This is a genomic window from Paenibacillus antri (assembly GCF_005765165.1).
Classification (GTDB): Bacteria; Bacillota; Bacilli; order Paenibacillales; family YIM-B00363; genus Paenibacillus_AE; species Paenibacillus_AE antri.
Map to the genome: position 1 here is coordinate 472,898 of NZ_VCIW01000002.1, position 20,666 is coordinate 493,563.

Annotated in this window: 16 protein-coding genes; 13 read left to right on the forward strand and 3 right to left on the reverse strand. The window is 63.0% G+C overall.

Going from position 1 to position 20,666, the window contains the following annotated elements; translation table 11 throughout:
* Positions 1-45 precede the first annotated feature (45 nt).
* The 3 genes from FE782_RS05320 (at position 46) to FE782_RS05330 (ending at position 7,546) form a co-directional block, all read left to right on the forward strand.
* Positions 46-1,830, forward strand: a complete 1,785-nt coding sequence (locus FE782_RS05320; RefSeq protein WP_138193009.1) for an extracellular solute-binding protein — start codon at positions 46-48, stop codon at positions 1,828-1,830.
* A 288-nt stretch (positions 1,831-2,118) separates the two neighbouring features.
* Positions 2,119-6,681, forward strand: coding sequence for a chitobiase/beta-hexosaminidase C-terminal domain-containing protein (locus FE782_RS05325; protein WP_138193010.1), 4,563 nt, complete (start codon positions 2,119-2,121; stop codon positions 6,679-6,681).
* A 148-nt stretch (positions 6,682-6,829) separates the two neighbouring features.
* Complete coding sequence (locus tag FE782_RS05330) at positions 6,830-7,546, forward strand: cyclase family protein (protein ID WP_138193011.1); 717 nt, start codon at positions 6,830-6,832, stop codon at positions 7,544-7,546.
* A 19-nt stretch (positions 7,547-7,565) separates the two neighbouring features.
* On the opposite strand, the gene FE782_RS05335 is transcribed toward FE782_RS05330, so the two are convergent.
* Positions 7,566-9,092, reverse strand: a complete 1,527-nt coding sequence (locus tag FE782_RS05335; RefSeq protein WP_138193012.1) for a DHA2 family efflux MFS transporter permease subunit — start codon at positions 9,090-9,092, stop codon at positions 7,566-7,568.
* On the reverse strand, positions 9,085-9,549 hold the full coding sequence (locus FE782_RS05340) for a MarR family winged helix-turn-helix transcriptional regulator (RefSeq protein WP_138193013.1): 465 nt from the start codon (positions 9,547-9,549) through the stop codon (positions 9,085-9,087). The genes FE782_RS05335 and FE782_RS05340 overlap by 8 nt, the downstream gene beginning before the upstream one ends.
* 181 nt (positions 9,550-9,730) lie before the next feature.
* Here FE782_RS05340 and FE782_RS05345 point away from each other — a divergent pair, with 181 nt between their 5' ends.
* Together FE782_RS05345 and FE782_RS05350 are read left to right on the forward strand one after the other, a co-directional pair.
* A complete protein-coding gene (locus FE782_RS05345; protein ID WP_138193014.1) occupies positions 9,731-10,621 on the forward strand; it encodes an ROK family protein in 891 nt (296 codons plus the stop codon).
* Positions 10,618-11,523: a polysaccharide deacetylase family protein gene (locus FE782_RS05350; protein WP_138193015.1), complete on the forward strand. Its 906-nt coding sequence runs from the start codon at positions 10,618-10,620 to the stop codon at positions 11,521-11,523. The genes FE782_RS05345 and FE782_RS05350 overlap by 4 nt, the downstream gene beginning before the upstream one ends.
* Before the next feature lie 19 nt (positions 11,524-11,542).
* Here the strand turns inward: FE782_RS05350 and FE782_RS05355 are convergent, their stop codons facing one another.
* Positions 11,543-12,148, reverse strand: coding sequence for a pterin-binding domain-containing protein (locus tag FE782_RS05355; protein ID WP_138193016.1), 606 nt, complete (start codon positions 12,146-12,148; stop codon positions 11,543-11,545).
* A gap of 124 nt (positions 12,149-12,272) precedes the next feature.
* Here FE782_RS05355 and spoVAC point away from each other — a divergent pair, with 124 nt between their 5' ends.
* From spoVAC to yqeH, 8 genes are all read left to right on the forward strand, one after another.
* Entirely contained in the window at positions 12,273-12,758 is a 486-nt protein-coding gene (gene spoVAC / locus FE782_RS05360) for a stage V sporulation protein AC (RefSeq protein WP_138193017.1), read from the forward strand.
* Positions 12,758-13,774 carry a stage V sporulation protein AD gene (spoVAD, locus tag FE782_RS05365; protein WP_138193018.1) on the forward strand — a complete coding sequence of 339 codons (1,017 nt, stop codon included), beginning with the start codon at positions 12,758-12,760 and terminating at the stop codon, positions 13,772-13,774. Before spoVAC ends, spoVAD begins: the two co-directional genes overlap by 1 nt.
* A gap of 14 nt (positions 13,775-13,788) precedes the next feature.
* Complete coding sequence (gene spoVAE, locus FE782_RS05370; RefSeq protein ID WP_138193095.1) at positions 13,789-14,139, forward strand: stage V sporulation protein AE; 351 nt, start codon at positions 13,789-13,791, stop codon at positions 14,137-14,139.
* A gap of 297 nt (positions 14,140-14,436) precedes the next feature.
* Complete coding sequence (locus tag FE782_RS05375) at positions 14,437-15,396, forward strand: AAA family ATPase (RefSeq protein WP_138193019.1); 960 nt, start codon at positions 14,437-14,439, stop codon at positions 15,394-15,396.
* A gap of 3 nt (positions 15,397-15,399) precedes the next feature.
* Complete coding sequence (locus tag FE782_RS05380) at positions 15,400-16,635, forward strand: DUF58 domain-containing protein (protein WP_138193020.1); 1,236 nt, start codon at positions 15,400-15,402, stop codon at positions 16,633-16,635.
* On the forward strand, positions 16,632-18,884 hold the full coding sequence (locus tag FE782_RS05385) for a transglutaminase TgpA family protein (protein WP_138193021.1): 2,253 nt from the start codon (positions 16,632-16,634) through the stop codon (positions 18,882-18,884). Before FE782_RS05380 ends, FE782_RS05385 begins: the two co-directional genes overlap by 4 nt.
* Before the next feature lie 114 nt (positions 18,885-18,998).
* On the forward strand, positions 18,999-19,511 hold the full coding sequence (locus FE782_RS05390; RefSeq protein WP_138193022.1) for a YqeG family HAD IIIA-type phosphatase: 513 nt from the start codon (positions 18,999-19,001) through the stop codon (positions 19,509-19,511).
* Positions 19,512-20,636, forward strand: a complete 1,125-nt coding sequence (gene yqeH / locus FE782_RS05395) for a ribosome biogenesis GTPase YqeH (RefSeq protein WP_138193023.1) — start codon at positions 19,512-19,514, stop codon at positions 20,634-20,636.
* Positions 20,637-20,666 lie beyond the last annotated feature (30 nt).

Genomic DNA, 20,666 nt, shown 5'->3' on the forward strand with positions numbered 1-20,666 from the left:
GGCCGATAATTATAGATCCTTATTCGATGTGGGAGGGGTAAAGCAATGAAAAAGAAAGGGACTTGGAAGCTTGCGATCATGATGACGATGATCCTGGCGCTGGTGCTGTCGGCTTGCTCCGGCGGCGGCTCCGATAACGCGAAGGACGACGAAGGGACCGGCGACGCGGGCCAAACGGCCGAAGGCGGTACGGATACCAAGGCGACGAACGAGGGACCGAAAGAGCTCGTCACCTTGCGCGTACTCGTTATGGAGCCCGGCACGAAGTGGAACTCGGTGCAGCAGGACAGCGTGATCGCGAAGGAACTCGCGGAGAAGCTCGGCGTGAAAATCGAATACGTCGAAGCGGACGAAAATAAATTCAACGTACTGCTCGCCGGCGGCGAGCTGCCGGATATCGTTCGCGCGGACCCGAACAAATTTCAGAAGCAGCTTATCGAGGGCAACTTGATCATCCCGATGGACGATCTATTGGCGAGTCACGGGAAAGATATTACCGCGAACATCGGCACGGTCGTGGAATACGGCAAGAAAAACTGGAGCAACGGCACGGGCAAGGCGTATTTCTTGCCGCCGCAGGTGCAGCCGAAGCCGGGGGAATCCGTCGCTCCGATTACGATCGGCGCAACGATTCGCTGGGATTGGTACAAGGAAATCGGCGCGCCGCCGATGGACACGATGGACCAGATGCTGGACGCCGTCGAGCAAATCGTGAAGAACCATCCGAAGACCGACGAAGGCAAGCCGGTGTACGGGGTATCGATGTGGCAGGACTGGGGCCTCTGGCCGTACACGATTACGCCGCTCGTCTTCACGAAGTCGTCCGGCGCGACGAGCGACCTGACGGCGGCGCAAGTCGGCGATCATAATTTCATCAGCGTGCTGACGGACGAAACGTCCAACTTCTGGGTCGCGATGGACTTCTTCAACAAAGCGCAGCGCAGAGGCTTGCTCGATCCGGACTCCCTCACGATGAAGAACAACGACTATATGGCGAAAGCGACGGCAGGCCAAATCGTCGTCGGCCCGGCGACATGGGCGATGGGAGACTTCAACGCGCAGCATCCGGAAGGCGACAAGGGATATATCGTCGTTCCGGCCGGCAAGCTCGCTTGGACGGGCGGCGTCAATCCGCTCGGCTGGGTGGATAAGTCGTATTCGATCTCGAAGAGCTCGAAGAACCCGGAGAAAGCAATGGAATTCCTGAACTACATCTTCTCTTACGAAGGCGCAAGAACGATGTACAACGGCGTGGAAGGCACGCACTGGAACATGGTGAACGGCGTTCCGACGCTGACGGAAGAGACGCTCGCGCTCAAGTCGGCGGGCGGTACGGAGTTCGAGAAGACGGGCTTGTCGCTCGACCGCAACATCATCGGTCTCGGCGGCGATCTCGTCAACCCGAACGACGGCCAACCGGTCAATCTGTTCAACGCCGGCGAGGCGCTTTCGAAGGCCGCTACGCCGCTCGAGAAAGATTTCGCCGCCCATTACGGCGCGACGTACTCGGGCGAAGTGTTCGAGAAGCTGATCGAAGAAGGCAAGCTCGACACGTTCACGACGTGGATGAACGGCATGTCCGACGATGAAATTTTGAAGCGCAACACGGTTCCGGGCGTCACGCTCACCGAGGAGCACAAGAAGACGGAAGCCGCTTTGAAGGAGCTTGCGGCGCGTCAAGCGGCGAAGATCATTCTTTCGAAGTCCGAGGAAGAGTTCCAGAAGAATAAAGAAGAAGCGATCAAAGCGTTCAAGGACGGCGGCGCCGAAGAGTTCACGAAGTTCTACAACGACGAAGTCAAGAGACTGCGCACGGAGCACGGATTGTAATCCAATCGAATACGAACAAGGACAACGAGCCAAAGCCGAAACCGACTTTGGCTCGTTTCTTATTTCGGCAGGTTTCGCAGGCGGCGCGATATCATTTTCCGAAGACGCATCGAATCGGTGCCGTAAGAGAACCGTGCGGATCGAACTTGTTCAACCGATCATAAAATCTTTCAACCTCGCTCGCGCCGTCATCGGAAAACTATTCAATCGTTTCCTAAGAATCTTCAAACTGGAAGCGGTTACTTGAAGGTACGATGTTGCTGTACCCATACGAAAGGAGAATCGCTAATGAACAGAAGGAACAGGAACTCGCTGCATCGCTTCGGAGCGCTCGCGTTGGCGGCGTCCTTGGCGCTGTCCTCGTGGGCAGGGGCGAAGCCCGTCGAAGCGGCCGATTCGGACGACTCGGCCGCTCCCGCGCCGCACACGGTACGGATCGATCCGAACGAGGTCGTCCAATCGGATTTCCTCGGCATCGGGGTGAACGTCATTCCGACGGCGCTGATGGAGGGAACGACCCGGTTCGGGTATACGGAGGCGCACTGGGAGATGGATCGCAAGCGCATTCTGACGGTCCGGCCGAAGGTGGCGCGGGTGTGGTTTCAGATCGACTGGATGGAGTCGGCGAAAGGCGTCTATACGTTCGACAGCCCTCAAATGCAGGCGTTCTACAAGTATCTGGACGTTTTCAAGGAAGCCGGTACGGAAATCGAGCTGAATATGGGCTGGAAGATCGGCTCCGCGGCGCACGAGTGGTTCAACATTCCGGGCGTCGATCCGTGGACGAGCGCGCCGGCGGACTTGGACGCGTACGCCGCCTCGACTTCGGCGGCGCTGCGCGAGTTGATCGAGGTTCGCGGATACGACAACGTGAAATATCTGACGTTCTACAACGAGCCGAACGGCAGCTGGGACTTCGAAGCGCCCGGCGACCAACAGGCGTACTACGCGGAGATGGTGCGCAAGGCGAGCGAGCGTCTCGCGGCGGACGGCCTCCGCGACCGCATCGAAATTTGGGGGCCGGAGGAGACGGGCGCTCCGGGCTGGACGCAATACATGAAGGATCATATCGACGAGCATATGGACGGCTACAGCTTCCACGTCTACGGGGAAGCGTACGAAGGGCTTCGCGTTGCGCTGAAGCAGCGCAGCGATTACGTGGCGCCGAAGCCGGTCCATCTGACCGAGTTCGGCTGGGGCGACGACAACGCCAGCAATTGGGACGCGGGCTTCGCGAATTCCGTCGTCGCCGTTGCCAACGGGGGCGTGAAATCCGCGCTCGTGTGGCAGCTGAACGGCGTCTGGAGTCCCGATCCGTTCGGCGGGACGAACGGCGTCTACACGATGTGGGATTCGATCGTGCTCGGGATGGAGCCGCGCAAGACGTTCTACAGCGCGGGCTTGCTCAACCGGTACATACCGGAGCACAGCTCGGTTCTCGCGGTGGATACGGGAACGCCGGACTTGCGCGCGGCCGCGTTCAAGACGGCGGACGGGAACTATTCGATTTTGTTGGAGAGCAAGGCGGGCTTGCCGAAGGACGTTACGTTCGATTTCGGCGGGGTCGAGATCGGCAAGACGTTCCGCAAGCACGTCTATCAAGACGACGTCGTTCGGACCGGGAACGCGATTCTGCCGCCGGCGTCGGCCAGCTTCGAAGCGGGCGCGTCGTTCCGGGATCCGAACGTAGGGTCGGCGTACCACTTCGCGGTCTACACGACCGAGCCGCCGCAGACGCAAGTCGAGGTGTCGCCGCTTCTGCCTACGGTGCGCTCCGGCGACAAGCTGCAGCTGTCCGCGACCGTCATCGACAATACCGGCGGCGTGACGTGGAGCATCGTCGGCGAGAACAACGGCGCGATCAACAAAAACACCGGCGTCTACCACGCGCCGCAGGTGACGGACGAGACGCTGATCGCGGTGAAAGCGACCAGCGACAGCGATCCCGGCGCCTACGGCGTCGCGTTGATCAAGGTGCTGCCGATGGCGCTGCCCAACACGGTCGAGCCGGTGTCGTTCGGCTTGGCGCCGGGCGTCTATCCTTCCGCCGAAGCGGTGACGCTGACGACGGCGACGCCGGGCGCGGACATCCGCTACACGCTGGACGGCAGCGAGCCGACGGCGGCGTCCCCGCTGTACGAGCGGCCGATCATCTTGGCCGACGGGACGCTGGCGCTGCTGAAGGCGAAGGCGTTCAAATCCGGGCTGAAGTCTTCGGGCGTTACGTCGGCCCTGTATCAGACGAATCAAGTGAGCAACTCGCCGGACGGTTATGCGTTCTGCGCGTACGAGGGGGGCGAATGTCACTTCGAAGGCGAGGCGATCGTCGCCTTCGGCGCGGACGGATTGTTCAATTACGCCGTCCATACGGGCGGAGTCGCTTGCGCGGCCGCGGAGTTCGGCGGCGATCCGAGCCCGGAGCATGCGAAGCGCTGCTTCGTCAGCTACGACATTCCGGAGGAAGTGCCGGTCGTTACGTTCTTCAACGCCAGCTTCGAGAAGCCGGGCACGACGACGGCGCGTCCGGGTCCGATGACGAACGGCTGGACGTTCAACTCCCGCGCGGGCGTGCAGCATAACGCCGGCCCGTTCGGCGCGACCCCGGCGCCGCTCGGCGTCCAGACCGCGTACCTCAAGACCGACGGCGGCGTCTCCGGCGTCATCGGCCAGTCGATCAACTTTAAGCCGGGCGCGTATCAGATGGAGTTCAAAGCCGCGAAGCGCACCAGCTTCGGAGGCACGCAAACGTTCGACGTGTATTTCGACGACACGGTCATCGGCTCGTACGCGCCGACGTCCGGGGAGTACGTCATCTATCGTACGGAGCCGTTCGAGACGTCGGGAGGCCGGCACACGATCCGGTTCGTCGCGACGACGACGGTCGGCGACAACACGGCGTTCCTCGACGACGTTCGAATTACGCATCCGAAGCCGTTCGACGCGCCGCATGTCGCGAACGCCGGCTTCGAATCGCCGGCCGCGACGAACGACGGCGGCGTTCTGCTCGGCGCCGCGGCTTCGGCCTCGGCTTCCGCGGGCTGGACGTTCAACGAGACGTCCGGCGTCGCGCGGAACGGCGCACCGGGCGCGCCGAACGCGCCGCTCGGCATGCAGGCGGCGGCGCTGCGAACCGTGGACGGCGAGGCCGGGCGCTTCTCGCAACCGGTCGAGTTTCCGGCCGGAACGTATGTCCTTAGCTTCCGCGCCGCGGCGTCCGGCGCTTCCGGCGCCCAGACGTTCGAGGTGCGCGTCGGAGACCAAGTCGTCGGTACGTACTCGCCGACCGCGACGAGCTACGCCGACTTCGATTCGGACTTCTTTACGGTGGAAGCGGGCGCCCATGACGTCTCGTTCGTCTCGGTAACGGCCGACGGAGAACGGACGGCGTACGTCGATGCGGTGTCCATCGAGCGCATTGAAATTCCGGAATGGCCGGAACTCGCGAACGCCGGCTTCGAATCGCCGACGATCACGACGAGCCACGGCGTTCTGGGCGGCGGCGACGGCTGGACGTTCAACGAACGGTCGGGCATGCAGCGCAACGGCAGCGCCTTCGGGGCGGCCGACGCGCCGGAGGGCACGCAGTCCGCGCTGCTGCAGACGAACGGCGGCGTCGCCGGGGCGATCAGCCAGACGATCGTGTTCCCGGCGGGGTCGTACGCGATCAGCTTCCAAGCGGCGAAACGCACCAGCTTCGGCGGGCAGCAATCGTTCGCCGTGTACCTCGACGATCGGGTTTTAGGCTCATACACGCCGACGTCGGGCAGCTACCAAGCGTATACGACGGACGGCTTCGTCATCGACAAACCCGGCCGGCATACGATCCGGTTCGCGGCGACGACGACGACGGGCGACAACACGGCGTTCGTCGACGCGATCGACCTCGTGCCGTATACGCCGCCTTCCGGTCCTGCGATTCCGAACGGCAGCTTCGAGTCGCCGCCGGTGACGGCGTCGACCGGCGTGCAGGTCGGCGGCGCTGCGGACGGCTGGACGTTCAATTCCCGCTCGGGGCTGGTGAAGAACGGCAGCGTGTTCGGAGAAGCACCCGCTCCGTCGGGCATTCAGGCGGCGTACCTGAATACGAATAACGGGCAGGGCGAATTCAGCCAATCCGTCTTCCTGCCGGGCGGGACGTACGCGATCTCGTTCCAGGCGGCGAAGCGTTCGTTCGGCGGCGCGCAATCGTTCGACGTCTACCTCGACGAGACGTTGATCGGCTCGTACGCGCCGGCTTCCACGGCGTACGCTTCCTTCGCGACGGACGCGTTCGCGGTCGAGACGGGCCACCATACGATCCGGTTCGCGGCGACGACGACGACAGGCGACAATACGGCGTTCATCGACGCGATTACGATCGGCGAACCGGCTCCGCAGGCCGTACCGATCTTCGCGAACGCGGGCTTCGAATCGCCGGCCGTGACGGGGGTCCGCGGCAACATGACGGACGGCTGGACGTTCAACGCGACCGCCGGCGTACAGCGCAACGGCAGCGCCTTCGGGGCCGCGCCGGCGCCGGAAGGCGTGCAGACGGGGCTCATCCAAAACAAGGACGGCGCGGCCGGGGAGATCAGCCAGACGCTCTTTTTCCCGAAAGGGACTTATATGATTCAATTCCAAGCGGCAAGACGCGCCTTCGGCGGTCAACAGACGATCGAGGTGCGAACGGGCGACACGACGATCGGCACGTTCGCGCCGGCGTCCTCGACCGAATTCCAAACGTTCGTCACGGAGCCGTTCACGGTTTCCTCCGGGTCGAGCCGCACGATCCGCTTCGTCGGCACGGCGGCGACGGGAGACAGTACCGCGTTCCTCGACGCGGCGACGATTGTTAGGGTTTCGGAGCAATAACGAAAAGAAGGGCGGTTCCAAGCGTCGTTGCGCGCTTGAAACCGCCCTTTTCGCTCCGGATCCGGCAAGGGAGGGAGGAATCCCCGCGCGAACGCCGTATTCCTATTACAGGCGAAATTTATTACATCGAAACGGATGGTGGCTCCCTATGACCGAAGCGAGACAATTGGCGAATTTGTTGTCCGGCATGCAAGTCATCGACCTCTCGCATACATACGAGGAGGATATGCCCGTCGTCTTGTCGCATTCGCGTTATTTCCACACGCTCTGGGATTCGTTCGACACGGGCAGCATCGCGCTCGCGTATCAGCTCGTCATGAACGAGCATTGCGGGACGCATATGGACGCGACGGCGCATTTCCTTCGGGAGGGGCATGAGGCGCATCGGTATATGGACGAAACGCCGACGACGCAGTTTTTCGGCCGGGCGCTCACGATCGACGTCTCGTTCCTCGACGAAACCGGCAGCGTATCCCGCGGGGTCGTCGAAGCGTGGGAACGGACGCATCAGCGAATCGAATCCGGCGATATCGTCTTCTTCCGTTTCGGCTGGGACCGGTATTGGGTGCCTCGCTCGGTCGACTTGAAGTACGCCAAGGAATGGCCCGGCCTCGCGGAGGACGCCGCCTTCTATTTGGTCGAGAAGGGCGTCAAGGTCGTCGGCTGCGACGTCATCGCGATCGACGGTAGCGCCGCCGAAGGCGCGCCCGCGCATTACGCGCTGCTGGGGAACGGCGTGAACATCGTGGAAAATTTAACGAAACTTGACCGAATTCTAGGCGAGAGCGTCGTCTTTATCGCTCCCCTGAAGGTGAAGCGAGGCTCGGGTTCGCCGCTCCGCGCGCTCGCGTTCGTCTCCAAATAAAACAAGGTCCGTCCCGCGCTCAAGGCGCTCGGTGACGGACCTTGTTCGTTACTTGCCGGCGACGGCGTTCGGTTCCGCGGCTTGGGCGACGACCGGTACGTTCCTCCTGCGGCTTCACCTTCTTAATGAAGAAAGCCAGCGCCAGGGCGGCGACCGTCATCCACGTCGCGACGACGAACGCATAGTCGATGCCGTGCACGGCGGCCTGCGCTGTGACGCCGGCCATGGCCGCCGCATCCTGCGGGTCGATGCCGCCCGCGGCGACGAGCTCCGCGCCCTTCACCTCGGCTTGGTGCGTCATGATCGTCACGAGCAGCGCCGTGCCGAGCGCGCCGGCGACGTTGCGTAGCGTCTGCGACATCGCGGAGCCGTGCGCGTTCAGCCGCTGCGGCAGCTGATTGAGCCCCGCCGTTTGGATCGGCATCATCAGCAGCGACATGCCGAACATGCGGATCGTATAAATCCAGATGATCTTCGTGTAGGTCGTGTCGAGCGTCAGCGTGCTGAACTCGTACGTCGTTATCGTCGTGATGACGAGTCCGGCGACGGCCAGCCAGCGGGCTCCGATCTTATCGAAGATCGCCCCGGTGATCGGCGACATGACGCCCATGAGCAGCGCGCCCGGCAGCAGCAGCAGACCCGACTCGAGCGGCGTAAAGCCGCGGAGCGTCTGCAGGTAGATCGGGAGCAAAATCATTCCCGAGAACATCGCCATCGTGACGATGCCGTTGATGAGCGTCGTCAAGGAAAACATGCCGTACCGGAACACGCGGAATTCGAGAATCGGCTTCTCCGCCGCGAGCTCGCGCCAGACGAAGAGCAGCAAGGAGACGACGCCGACGACGAGACTCGTAATGACGAGCGGGCTGTCCCAGCCGTCGTTGCCCGCGTCGCTGAAGCCGTACAGCAGCCCGCCGAACCCGAGCGTAGAGAGGACGACCCCGAGCGTATCCAGCTTCGGCGAAGACGTCTTCGCGACGTTCTTCATGGCGAACCAACCGAAGACGAGCGAGAACAAGGAGATCGGAAGTACGATATAGAATAGGACGCGCCACGAGTAATGTTCCACGACCCAACCGGACAACGTCGGCCCTACGGCCGGGGCGAAAATCATGGCGAGGCCCATCATCCCCATCGCCTTGCCGCGTTCCGCGACCGGGAAGATGGTAAGGACGACGATGGACATGAGCGGCATCAGGATGCCGGCGCCGGCGGCTTGGATGAGGCGGCCGGTAAGCAGGAAGCCGAAGTTCGGCGAGACGGCGCAGACGATCGTACCGATGAGGAACAATACGACGGCGGAATGAAACAAGGCTCTCGTCGTAAAACGTTGAATCAAGAAGGCGCTGATCGGGACGAGCACGCCGTTGACGAGCATATAGCCCGTCGACAGCCATTGCACCGTGTTCGCGCTGATCTCCAAATCTTCCATCATCTTCGGCAGGGCGACGTTGAGCAGCGTCTGACTGAGAAGCGCCACGAAGGCGCCGATAATGAGGGCGGCCAAGATCGGCCCTCTTCGCGGGGCGGTCGTCGCGTTATTCATCTTGTGGGGTATCCTCTCCGTAGGTATTGAATATTTCCGTAATCCGTTCGTTAATGCGCACCAAGTGTTCTATATCTTCGGTCGGGAGCGCGAGCAGCGGCTCAAGCAGCTCCATGCGCCGAGAGTCGGTCTTCCGCCAGACGTCGACGCCGCGCTCCGTGAGCGACAATACGATGGATCTGCGGTCTTCTGTACCGCGCTCGCGGACGACGAGCCCCGCCTTCTCCATCCGGTCGACGATGCCGCTGGCGGTGCTGTTCCCGATTTGGATGCGCTGCGCCAGCTCCGCGAGTCCGATGCGAGGGCGCTCCGACAGCACCCGCATGACCAACACCTGTACCGGGGTGACGCCGTGCGGCGTCGCGGCTTTCACCAGCATTCGGTGGAAAGCGATATTTACGTTGCGGAACGATTGAAATAAGAGCTGCACTCGCTCCCGATCTTCCTTCGACGGCATTCGAAACCCTCCTATTCGGAAAAAGTATTTCGCTCTCGAATATTTCGCATGCGAACTATTATAGTGCCGAGACGAACCTCAGGTCAATGGAAGACGGTTGTTTCCTAGGAGGGAAAAGAGATACAATTGAAGCGAATCATGGATTCGGTTATTGCAAGCGAACGGCGAAGGGGAGAGTTGTATGCGTATAGGCGCAATCGAAGCGGGCGGCACCAAGTTCGTCTGCGGCATCGGCAACGAGCGGGGCGACATCGAGGATCGGGTAAGCTTCCCGACCGAGCGTCCCGAAGAGACGCTGCGGCAGGTGATCGAGTATTTCCAAGACAAAAACGTCGAAGCGATCGGCATCGGCAGCTTCGGCCCGATCGATATCGATCCGGCGAGCCCGACGTACGGCTTCGTTACGACGACGCCGAAGCCGGGTTGGGGGAATTACGACTTCCTCGGCGCGATGAAGCGGGCGTTCGACGTCCCTTACGGCTGGGACACGGACGTGAACGCGGCCGCCTTCGGGGAAGCGACCTGGGGCGCGGCGCAAGGCTTGGACAGCTGCGTCTATTACACGATCGGCACCGGCGTCGGCGTCGGCGTATACGCGGAAGGACGGCTCGTGCACGGCCTCGTCCATCCGGAAGGCGGCCATGTGCTGACGCGGCGACATCCGGAGGACGACTTCGCGGGCGTATGTCCGTACCATGGCGATTGCCTCGAAGGCATGGCGGCCGGTCCCGCGCTCGAGAAGCGCTGGGGCGCGAAGGGAGCCGAGCTCGGCGCGGATCATCCGGCGTGGGGCATCGAGGCGTTCTACATCGCGCAAGCGGTATCGAGCGCGATTCTGCTGCTGTCGCCGAAGCGCGTCATTCTCGGCGGCGGCGTCATGAAGCAGGAGCAGCTGTTCCCGCTCGTCCGCGCCGAGGTTCGGCGTTTGCTTGCCGGCTACGTACGGGCCGAAGCGATCGCGGACGGCATCGACGCGTACATCGTTCCGCCGGGACTCGGCGACAACGCGGGGCTTAGCGGCGCGCTCGCGCTCGGTCGAGCGGCATGGGAGCGGGAGGCGGCGGCGCGATGAACGGGGCGGAGCGATTAGGCTTCGGCGCGGACGAACGGCTCTTGATCGTGAACGCCGACGACTTCGGCATGTGTCATTCGACGAACCTCGGGATTTTCCAGCTGCTCGAGGAAGGCGCCGTGGATTCGGCGACGATCATGATGCCGTGCGGCTGGGCGCGCGAGGCGCTCCGGTGGAGCGCGGCGCGGCCGGAGCTGAACGTCGGCGTCCACTTTACGCTGACGAGCGAATGGGAAGGCTACAAGTGGGGTCCGGTCGGCCGCGTCGGCGACGCGACGTCGCTCGCGACGAAGGAAGGCTGGTTCCCGGCCGACGTCCGGACGGTCGAGTCGACCGCGGATCCGGCTCAGGTGCGCGCGGAGCTGATCGCCCAGATCGAGATGGCGATCGCCTCCGGGCTCGAGCCGACGCATCTCGATAACCATATGGGCTCCGTGTACGGTCTCGAAACCGGACGCGACTTCCTGCGCGAGGTGTTCGAGGTTTGCGTCCGGTACCGTCTGCCGTTTCGCTTGCCGCGGAAGGCGCCCGCGAATCGCGGAGCGACGCCGGAGCTGCAGGCGAGGGCCGCCCAAATCGGCGCGATCGCGGATGCGACGGGCGTCTCGATCCTGGACGATCTGGTCGGCCTTCCGTTCCAGAAGCTGCCCGGAGAGACGTACGACAGCTTCAAGCGCGACATGATCGCCTTGCTCCGCAGCCTGTCGCCCGGCGTCACCGAGCTGATCATCCACCCGTCGCTCGTGACGGACGAACTGAAGGCGATCAACCCGCATTGGGAGAAGCGCGGGTGGGAGATGGACATCTTCCGCGACGCGGAGGTCCTTCAAGCCATGAACGAAGCGAGCATTCGCCGCGTTCGTTGGTCCGATCTGCGAGCTCTGCAGCGAGGAGAACGATAAGAATAAGAAGGGGGTGTCCTTAGTCGTCTAACGACCGGAGGACGCCCCCTTCTTTGCGCAGGAATCTCGCGCTGACGACGGCGTACGCCAAGCCGGCCGCCGCGAGCCGATGCGCGAAGGCCGGCAGCAAGGTCTCGTCGTCGTCGTGAACGAAATTGGGAAGCCCGGCGCATGCGGCGAAGCCGCGCGCCCGCAAGGAGGCGATTCGCGCCGCGTACGGCGCCGGGTCGGGCTCGATGCGCCGGGGCAGCACGCAGACGTCGACGATGCGGCGATCCGCCGGCACGCCGTAGCGATCCGCCAGCGATAGCACGGCTTCCAAGTTCGCTTCGAACGACTGCGATCTTGCGCCCGGCGCGAACGGGAGCAGGACGATGCGGGCGAACGTCTTAAGCGCCTCAGGGCCGAACGACGCCCAGGCCGCCTCGTCCGCGGGCAATGAATTTAAGACCGGCTCGCGAACGACGCGCGCCGCGGCCGACGCGAGCGCGGGATCGGGCGATTCGAGCCATACGTCTTCGGCTCCTTCGAGCCGGCGCGGCGCGTCGCCGGGACGCAGACGTACGCAGGAGCCGTCGGGCGGCGTCGCGCCGTCGTTTTCGGAATAATAAGGAACGATCTCCATCTTCGCAGCCTCCTCTGCCGAACCCAACGTATCATATTCTCCCAACAATTCCTACCGAGCGTGTTCAACATATCGCGGACCGAACTGGAAATACTGTTAGACAAGCATACGGAAAAACGGAGGAATGCTTGTGTCCAGCGCTGCGAAAAAACGGTTCAATCTTACGCCTAAGGAATATCAATCGCTCGCGAAAAGCAAGGAGCCCGCGCGGCCGGTTTTCGTCAACTGTTGGCGGGCGTTCGTAGCCGGCGGGACGATTTGCGTCATCGGTCAGATGATCGCGACGCTGTTCGTCGAATACGCGGGCATGACGAAGGAGCAGGCCGGCGTGCCGACCGTCGTGCTGCTGATCCTGCTGTCCGTCATCCTGACGAGCCTCGGGGTGTACGACAAGATCGCCCAGTGGGCGGGCGCGGGGACCGCGGTTCCCGTCACCGGCTTCGCCAACTCGATGTCGTCCGCGGCGATCGAGCATCGAAGCGAAGGCATCGTGCTCGGCGTCGCCACGCGCATGTTCAAGCTGGCCGGTTCCGTCGTCGTCTTCGGCACCGTCGCCGCCTTCGTCGTCGCGCTCGTCCATTGGATCATAGGGACGGGAGGTCAATCCTGATGAAACGAGGGAAGCAGACCTGGCGTTTCGAAGAGCCGCCGGTCATCTTATCGCGGGCGGCCGTCGTCGGTCCGGTGGAAGGGGAGGGACCGCTCGGCGCGGACTTCGACATCGTGCACGACGACTTGTTCATCGGTGAGAAGTCTTGGGAGAAAGCCGAGCGGAAGCTGCTCGAGGAAGCGTCCCTGCTCGCGGTGCAGAAGGCGGGCGTGCGGATCGACGAGGTCGACCTGTTCATCGGCGGCGATCTGCTGAACCAAATCGTGAGCGCCACATTCGCCTCTCGTACGTTCGGCATTCCGTATCTAGGCGTCTTCGGGGCGTGCTCCACGTCGATGGAGAGTCTCGCCCTGGCGGCGCTGGCCGTCTCTAGCGGCAACGCCGACCGCGTGCTCGCCGGCACGAGCAGCCATAACTGCACCGCGGAGAAGCAGTTCCGCTATCCGACGGAATACGGCTCGCAGAAGCCGCCGACGGCGCAAAACACGGTCACCGGCGCAGGCGCCGCGCTCGTCGGGCGGCACGGGGAAGGTCCTCGAATCACGTCGGCCACTATCGGGAGGGTCATCGATCTGGGCATTACGGACCCGTTCAATATGGGCGCCGCGATGGCCCCGGCGGCGGTCGACACGATCACGGCGCACCTGAACGACCTGGAAGTGTCTCCGGGCCATTACGACCTGATCGTGACCGGCGATCTCGCGGCCGTCGGCCTCGCGATGGCGCGGGAGCTGTTCAAGAAGAACGGCGTGCCGATCGAAGAGACGGTATACGACGACTGCGGACTTCTCATGTTCGACAGGCAGAAGCAGCAGGTGTTCGCCGGCGGCAGCGGCTGCGCCTGCTCCGCGGCCGTGACGTACGGCCATCTGTTGAAGCGGCTGGAGCGGGGAGAGCTGAATCGCATTCTCGTCGTCGCGACGGGTTCGCTCCTGTCCCCGTTGACGGTCCAGCAAAAAGAAAGCATTCCTTGCATCGCCCACGCGGTGGCGATCGAAAGCGGAGGTGCGCGGTAATGTTGGAAGCGTTCATGCCCTTCGTCTGGGCGTTCCTGGTCGGCGGCGCGATTTGCGTCGTCGGGCAGCTGATGTTCGACGTATTGAAGATGACCCCGGCGCATACGATGGTCACGCTCGTCGTCGCCGGCGCGATTCTCGACGGGGTGGGCTTGTACGACCCGCTCATCGAGTTCGCCGGCGCCGGCGTTACGGTGCCGATTACGAGCTTCGGCAACTCGCTCGCGCACGGGGCGCTCACCGAGCTGAACACGACGGGAACGGTCGGTCTCGTCAGCGGCATCTATCATTATACGAGCGCCGGCATCTCGGCGGCGATCGTCTTTTCCTTCTTCGCCGCGCTGCTCGTCCGCCCGAAGGGGTAGGGCGAGACGACAGGCCGGCAGGAGGAAGCCCCGTCCGCGGCTTAAGACGCGCTTCCTTTTTCGCGCGAAACATCATTCGCTTGTTAGAAACATGACGACCCTTTCATTCGGAAGGGTCGTTTTTCTACGAACACTGGCGGGATGCGTGCCTCGATTTTCGTGGCGGAGTCGTTTTCCCAATATCAACCAAGCATATGGAAATCGTTACAAAAAAAATTAGAGAAATCAAAGGTGTACCGGTCTCCTTACTTTTAGTAATATTGATTTATAGTATGCACAATAGAGGAGGCACCGGACATGCAAACGCGTTTGGAAGACGACGTCCGCATCGTAACGGAATTAAAGCGGAACTTGGAGTCGTGCATTTATGGGAAGAGTGCCGAAATCGATCTCATGCTGACGGCGCTGCTCGCCGGAGGGCATGTTTTGGTAGAAGACGTTCCGGGGACGGGCAAGACGGTGCTGATCAAGGCGCTCGCCAAGTCGGTGCAAGCCCAATTCCGCCGCATCCAGTGCAACCCCGACCTGCTGCCTACCGATATTACGGGCGTTTCGATTTACCACCCGAAGACCGAAGCGTTCGAGTTCCGTCCGGGACCGATCATGACGAACATTCTCCTCATCGACGAAATCAACCGCGCCACGACGAAAACCCAATCCGCGCTGCTCGAAGCGATGGAAGAGCGGCACGTTACCGTGGACGGCGAATTGTATCCGCTTCCAGAACCGTTCCTGCTGCTCGCGACGCAAAACCCGATCGACTTCGAAGGAACGTACGTGCTGCCGGAGGCGCAGATGGACCGCTTCATGTTGAAGTTCGCGCTCGGTTATCCGGACGAGGATACGGAGCGGCGCATGGCGCAGGTGCAGACGGTGTCCCGTCCGATCGACGAGCTGCAGCCTGTAACGGACGGCGCTAGATTGCTAGAATTACAGAACCGCGCGAAAACGATCCATATCGAGGACGCCGTCGGACATTACGCGGTAGAACTCGTCCGGCGCACGCGCGAACATCGCCAGCTGCTGCTCGGCGCCAGCCCACGCGCGACGCTCGCGCTGCTGTCCGCTTCGAAGGCGTACGCGTTCCTGCAAGGGCGCGACTTCGTCATTCCGGACGACATCAAGTGGCTTGCCCCTTACGTGCTCGGGCATCGACTCGTGCTGGAGACGGAAGCGAGATTGGAAGGCGTGACAGTGCAATCGATCCTCGAGTCGATCTTCCGGGACGCGAAGGTGCCCGTACGATTGGAGCGATAACGGATGCAGCGAGCCCCCAGAACGATCCGCTGGTCCGCGAAAGCTTGGGGACTGGCGCTGTGCGTCGTATCGTGTCTGTTTTTCGTGGCGTTCCAAGGCGGCAAGCTGAGTCTCATGTTATTGATCATCATTACCTGTTTATCCGTATACTTGCTGCTCGGCCGGTGGAGCGGCATCTCCTCGGCGCGAGGCCGGCGGGAGATCGGCGGCGTCGCCGGCGGCGCGATGCTGCAGGCCGGCAGCGCGCTGAAAGCGAACATCCATGTGGACATTCCGGGCTTCTGGCCGATTCCGTACGTGACCGTGAAGGATAAGCTGACGAAGTTCGGGGGCGAAAGCCAAGTGTACGAAGGCACGTTCGTTCCGGATTGGAAGCGGCGCGGCGAGCTGTCGTACGTGACGCCGCCCCTCGGCCGCGGGCTGTATAAATTCGAGAACGTCGAATGCGTGACGCAGGACATATTCGGCCTGTTCGAGCACGCGGGCGTCATCTCGATGCCGCTGACGTTCAGCGTGCTGCCGCGTACGGTGGCCATCCCCGAGTGGCGGCAGCTGCGCACGCTGTTCAAGGGCAACCACCAGCAATCGTCGGTGAACGGCTCGCAGCGGGAGACGACGCAAATCAACGGCGTCCGCGAATACATCTACGGCGACCGGCTCGCGAAGGTGCACTGGCGGGCGACCGCGCGGACGGGGCATTGGAAGTCCAAGGAGTTCGAGCGGGAGTCGCTGCCGAAGCTGACGATCGTGCTCGACCGCCAAACGAACGTCTATCGGTCGAGCGAGCAATTCGAGCTCGCGGTATCCGTCGCGGCTTCGCTGCTGCAGTTCGCGGCGAAGCGCGGCATGTCGACGGGCTTCCTGTCCGTCGGCGGCGGTCGCGTCTTCCACGAGACGCCGGGTGGCTACGAGACGCGGGGGCGCATCGAGAAGCATCTGATCGAGGTGCAGCCGGACCCGAACGGCGATCCGTCCCGCGCTCTGCGCGATCGCTCGCGCCTTCCGTCGAGCGGCGGTCTCGTCCTCTTGGTCAGCCCGCAGCGGGGCGAGTCGATCTTGAAGGCGCTGAAGTGGCTGGACGTTAACGGCGTCAGCGCCTGCCACTTGCGGATCGGCTCGGATGGGAACGGCAAGGGCAAGGACGATTGGTCCGCCGCGCTACGCTCGGTCGGCATAGCGTCTTATACCGTGCAGCAGCTCGACGAATTGCCGCTGTTGTTAGGGGGGAAGGGCGCATGACGTTATGGCGCTTTCCCGCGGAGCGGCGTCCGCTGCGTCCCGGCGCCGCGATCTCGCGTTGGCTGCTCGCCGATTGGCACGACAAGGCGCTGCAGCTGTTTCTCGGCATCTTCCTGTATCAATACGTCGTCTGGTTCGACTTCTACTGGCTGAACGAGACGGTGACCGTCGTCGGCCGCGCGTTCGTCGCGACGCTCTTGATCGCTTGGCTCGTGCCGAAGTACGTCTGGGTTCGCGGGTTTCTCGCGCTCGCCGCCTGCATCTATTTGACCGCGCGCGTCGTACGCCCGGAGCCGGTGCGAGACGTTCCCGACCATTGGCTCGGCTGGGCGCTCGGCGCGGTCGAATACTTGCTGCGGCTCACTCCGTTTCTCTGGTTCGCGCTCGGGGCATGGGCGGCGTATACGTTCGTTCATTGGTATATCAAGAGCAAGTGGCGGCTGTTTTCCGTCATGAGCTGCAGCGTCGTGCTGTTTTGCGTCGTCGATTCGTTCAGCTTGTTCCGCTTGTGGGAGCAGGTCGCGATCATGATCGGCTGCGGCCTCATGATGCTCGTCGTATTCCACTTGAAGCAGCTTAAGGAGCGCGATCCGGACGGCTACGACAACCTCGTCAGCTACCCGGTGCCGATTACGGTCATGATCGTGACGATCGTGACCGCGTCGCTGGCGCTCGGCGTATTGGCGCCGAGCATCCGGCCGATCGTCATGGACCCGTATACCGCGTGGAAGACGGCGCAGGGCGAGGTCGTGCCGGCGTTCAGCAGCGGCCCCGGCTTCGCGGCGCTGAGCCTCGGGAGCTCCGCGTCGGGCTACAGCCGCAACGACTCATCGCTCGGCGGCGCGTTCAACTTCGACTACACGCCGGTGTTCACCGTCGACGCTTCGCGAAGAAGCTACTGGCGCGGGGAAACCCGCTCGCTGTATACCGGCAGCGGCTGGGAGCCGTCGACGTTCACGGAGCGGAACAACCTGGTGCCGCTCGCGATGGAGCCGGACTACCCGGTAGCGCCGGCGGCGGGCGGGCTCGACACGATCGAGGTGACGCAGACGTACCGCATTCTCGAGGGCAAGTCGTTCCCCGTGCTGTTCGGCGCTCCGTATCCGCAGAAGGTGGAGCCGGGCGTGTTCAACGGCGAGACGGTGTCGCTCGGACGAGGGTTCTGGGATACCGATAATCAGACGATGCTCTGGGCCGAGCGCGACGACTTCCCTTACCCGCTGACGTATTCGGTGACGTCCTCGATGCCCGTCATCGACGAAGAGAAGCTGAAGACGGCGCCGCCGGTCGAGCCGACGCGGGAGCTTCGGGAATATTTGCGATTGCCGGAGGAGCTGCCGCAACGGATCGCCGACTTGGCCGCGCAGGTGACCGCGGAGGCGCCTAGCCCGTACGAGAAGGCGAGAGCGCTCGAGACCTACTTGTCCCTTACGTTCCCGTACACGAACGAGCCCGACTTGACCAAACGCCAAAGCGCGGATTTCGTAGACAGCTTCCTGTTCGAGGTCCAAGAAGGCTACTGCGATTATTTCTCCACGGCGATGGTCGTGATGGCGCGCACGCTCGGCCTCCCCGCCCGTTGGGTGAAGGGCTACGCGCCGGGGCAATCGAGCAACGACGTCATCTTCGAGCAATATTTGCCCGGCGAAGACGTCGATCTCGACGGACCCGGCACGTTCACGGTGCGGAATTCCGACGCCCACTCTTGGGCGGAGGTGTATTTCGAAGGCTACGGATGGATTCCGTTCGAGCCGACGTCCGGCTTCTCCCTGCCGATCGTACAGGTCGAGAACGAAGCCGAAGTCGCGCTGCCGGAGGACCTGCCGGCTGTAGAAGCGGCGGCTCCCGTCGCGGAAGCGGAATCCGGCTCCGGCCCTCGCGGTTGGATCGTCGCGGCGATCGTCGCGGCCGCAGCCGCGGGGGCGGTCGTATACTTCGCGATTCGGTACCAATGGCTGACGCTGCTGCGCACGCGGGCGTTCCGCAAGTCGCCGAACTACAACGTAAAGCTGCTCGCCGACGTCGAACGGCTGATGGCGCGCTTCAAGCGCAAGGGGCTGTCTTGGTCGGAGCATGAGACGTTCCGGGAGATGACCGCGCGTTGGAAGACGCAGCATACGTGGCTGCAGAAAGACTTGGAGTCGCTGCTCGCCGCGTTCGAGAAAGCGAAGTACAGCGGCGCGCGGCTGACGGAAGAGGAATATCAGCATGCGGAGCTTCGCATCCGCAAGCTCCGGGAAAGCTTATAATCGTTTGCGAGAACCGCCCCGAGCCGCCATGGCTTCGGGGCGGTTCGTTTTTGGCGCGTGGGGGCAAATTATGGTATGATGTGTCGCAAGAAACCATGCTCGGAGGGAACGCTTTTGCTACAGTTGATGCTGCCGAAGCAGACGGTTCGCACGATTTACGATATCGACCTGGCGGCGCTTCGGGCCGGCGGCATTCGAGGCATCATGACCGACCTCGACAACACGCTCGTCGGCGCGAAGGTGCCGCTCGCCACGCCGGAGCTCGGCGCTTGGCTCGAAGGCGTGCGCGCGCAAGGCTTTCAGGTCGTCGTCGTTTCCAATAACAACGAAGCTCGAGTTCGGGCGTTCGCGGAGCCGCTTCGGCTGCCGTTCGTCTCGCGGGCCAAGAAGCCGCTGAACGCGGCGTTCGCGAAGGCGCTCGGCATGATGGGACTGCGCCCTCACGAAGCGGCGATCGTCGGCGATCAGATGATGACCGACGTGCTCGGCGGCAACCGGCTCGGTCTGTTTACGATTCTCGTCGAGCCGATCGCGAAGTCCGACGAGAGCTGGGTGACGCGTAACGTCAATCGAAATTTAGAACGAGCCTTCCTCGCGAGGCTCCGGAAGAAAGGGTGGCTACCCTAAGTGGCGAAACCGAACGCGGCGGCCGGACCGCGATGCGCCGGCTGCGGCATCGCGGTACAGGCGGAAAACAAAGGGGCGCTCGGCTACGTGCCGAAGGCGGCGCTCGAACGCTCTCCGCTCGTATGTCAGCGGTGTTTCCGCATGAAGCATTATAACGAGGCGTCCAGCGTGACGCCCGACCAAGGCGAATTTCTGCGGCTGTTGAACGGCGTCGGCGGCACGGACAGTCTCGTCGTCCACATCGTCGACATCTACGACTTCGAGGGCAGCCTGATCGGCGGCCTGCAGCGGTTCGTCGGCGCGAATCCGGTCGTGCTCGTCGTCAACAAGATCGACCTGCTGCCGCCGGGCATCAATCCGAACCGCATCCGCAATTGGGTGCAGCAGCGCGCCAAGGAGGAAGGGCTTCGCACCGTCGAGGTGCTGCTCGTGAGCGCGAAGCGCGGCACCGGCTTCGAGCGTCTCGCGGAGACGCTCGAGTCGCACCGCCGGGGGCGGGACGTCTACATCGTCGGCGCGACGAACGTCGGCAAGTCGTCGCTCGTCAATCGGCTGATCTCCGATTACAGCGACCTCGACGCCGAGGTGACGGTGTCCTCGTATCCGGGCACGACGCTCGACCTCATACATATTCCGCTCGACGACGAAGCGAGCGTCATCGACACTCCCGGAATCGTCTACGATACCCGGTTGACGGAGCGCGTGCCGAAAGCGTACCTCGACATGATCGTGCCGAACAAGCCGGTGAAGCCGGCGACGTACCAGCTCGACGCGGAGCAGACGCTGTATTTCGGCGCGCTCGCCCGGTTCGACTTCGTCGAGGGGGCGCATCAGTCGTTCACGTGTTACGTCAGCCCTTCGCTGACGATTCATCGAACGAAGCTCGCGCGAGCGGACGCGTTGTACGCGGACCACGCCGGGGAGCTGCTGCAGCCGCCGACGAAGGAAGACCTCGCATCGATGCCGCCGCTGACGAAGCACCGCTTCCGGATTAAGCCCGGCGAAGAGGTAGATTTGTATATTTCGGGCCTCGGCTGGATCCGCGCGAACGGCAAGAGCGGCGCGATCGTGGACGTGCACGCGCCGAAGGGCGTCAAGACGATTATGAGACCCGCGTTGATTTGATTCATTCGAGTCGGGCGGGCGAGGGAGAGC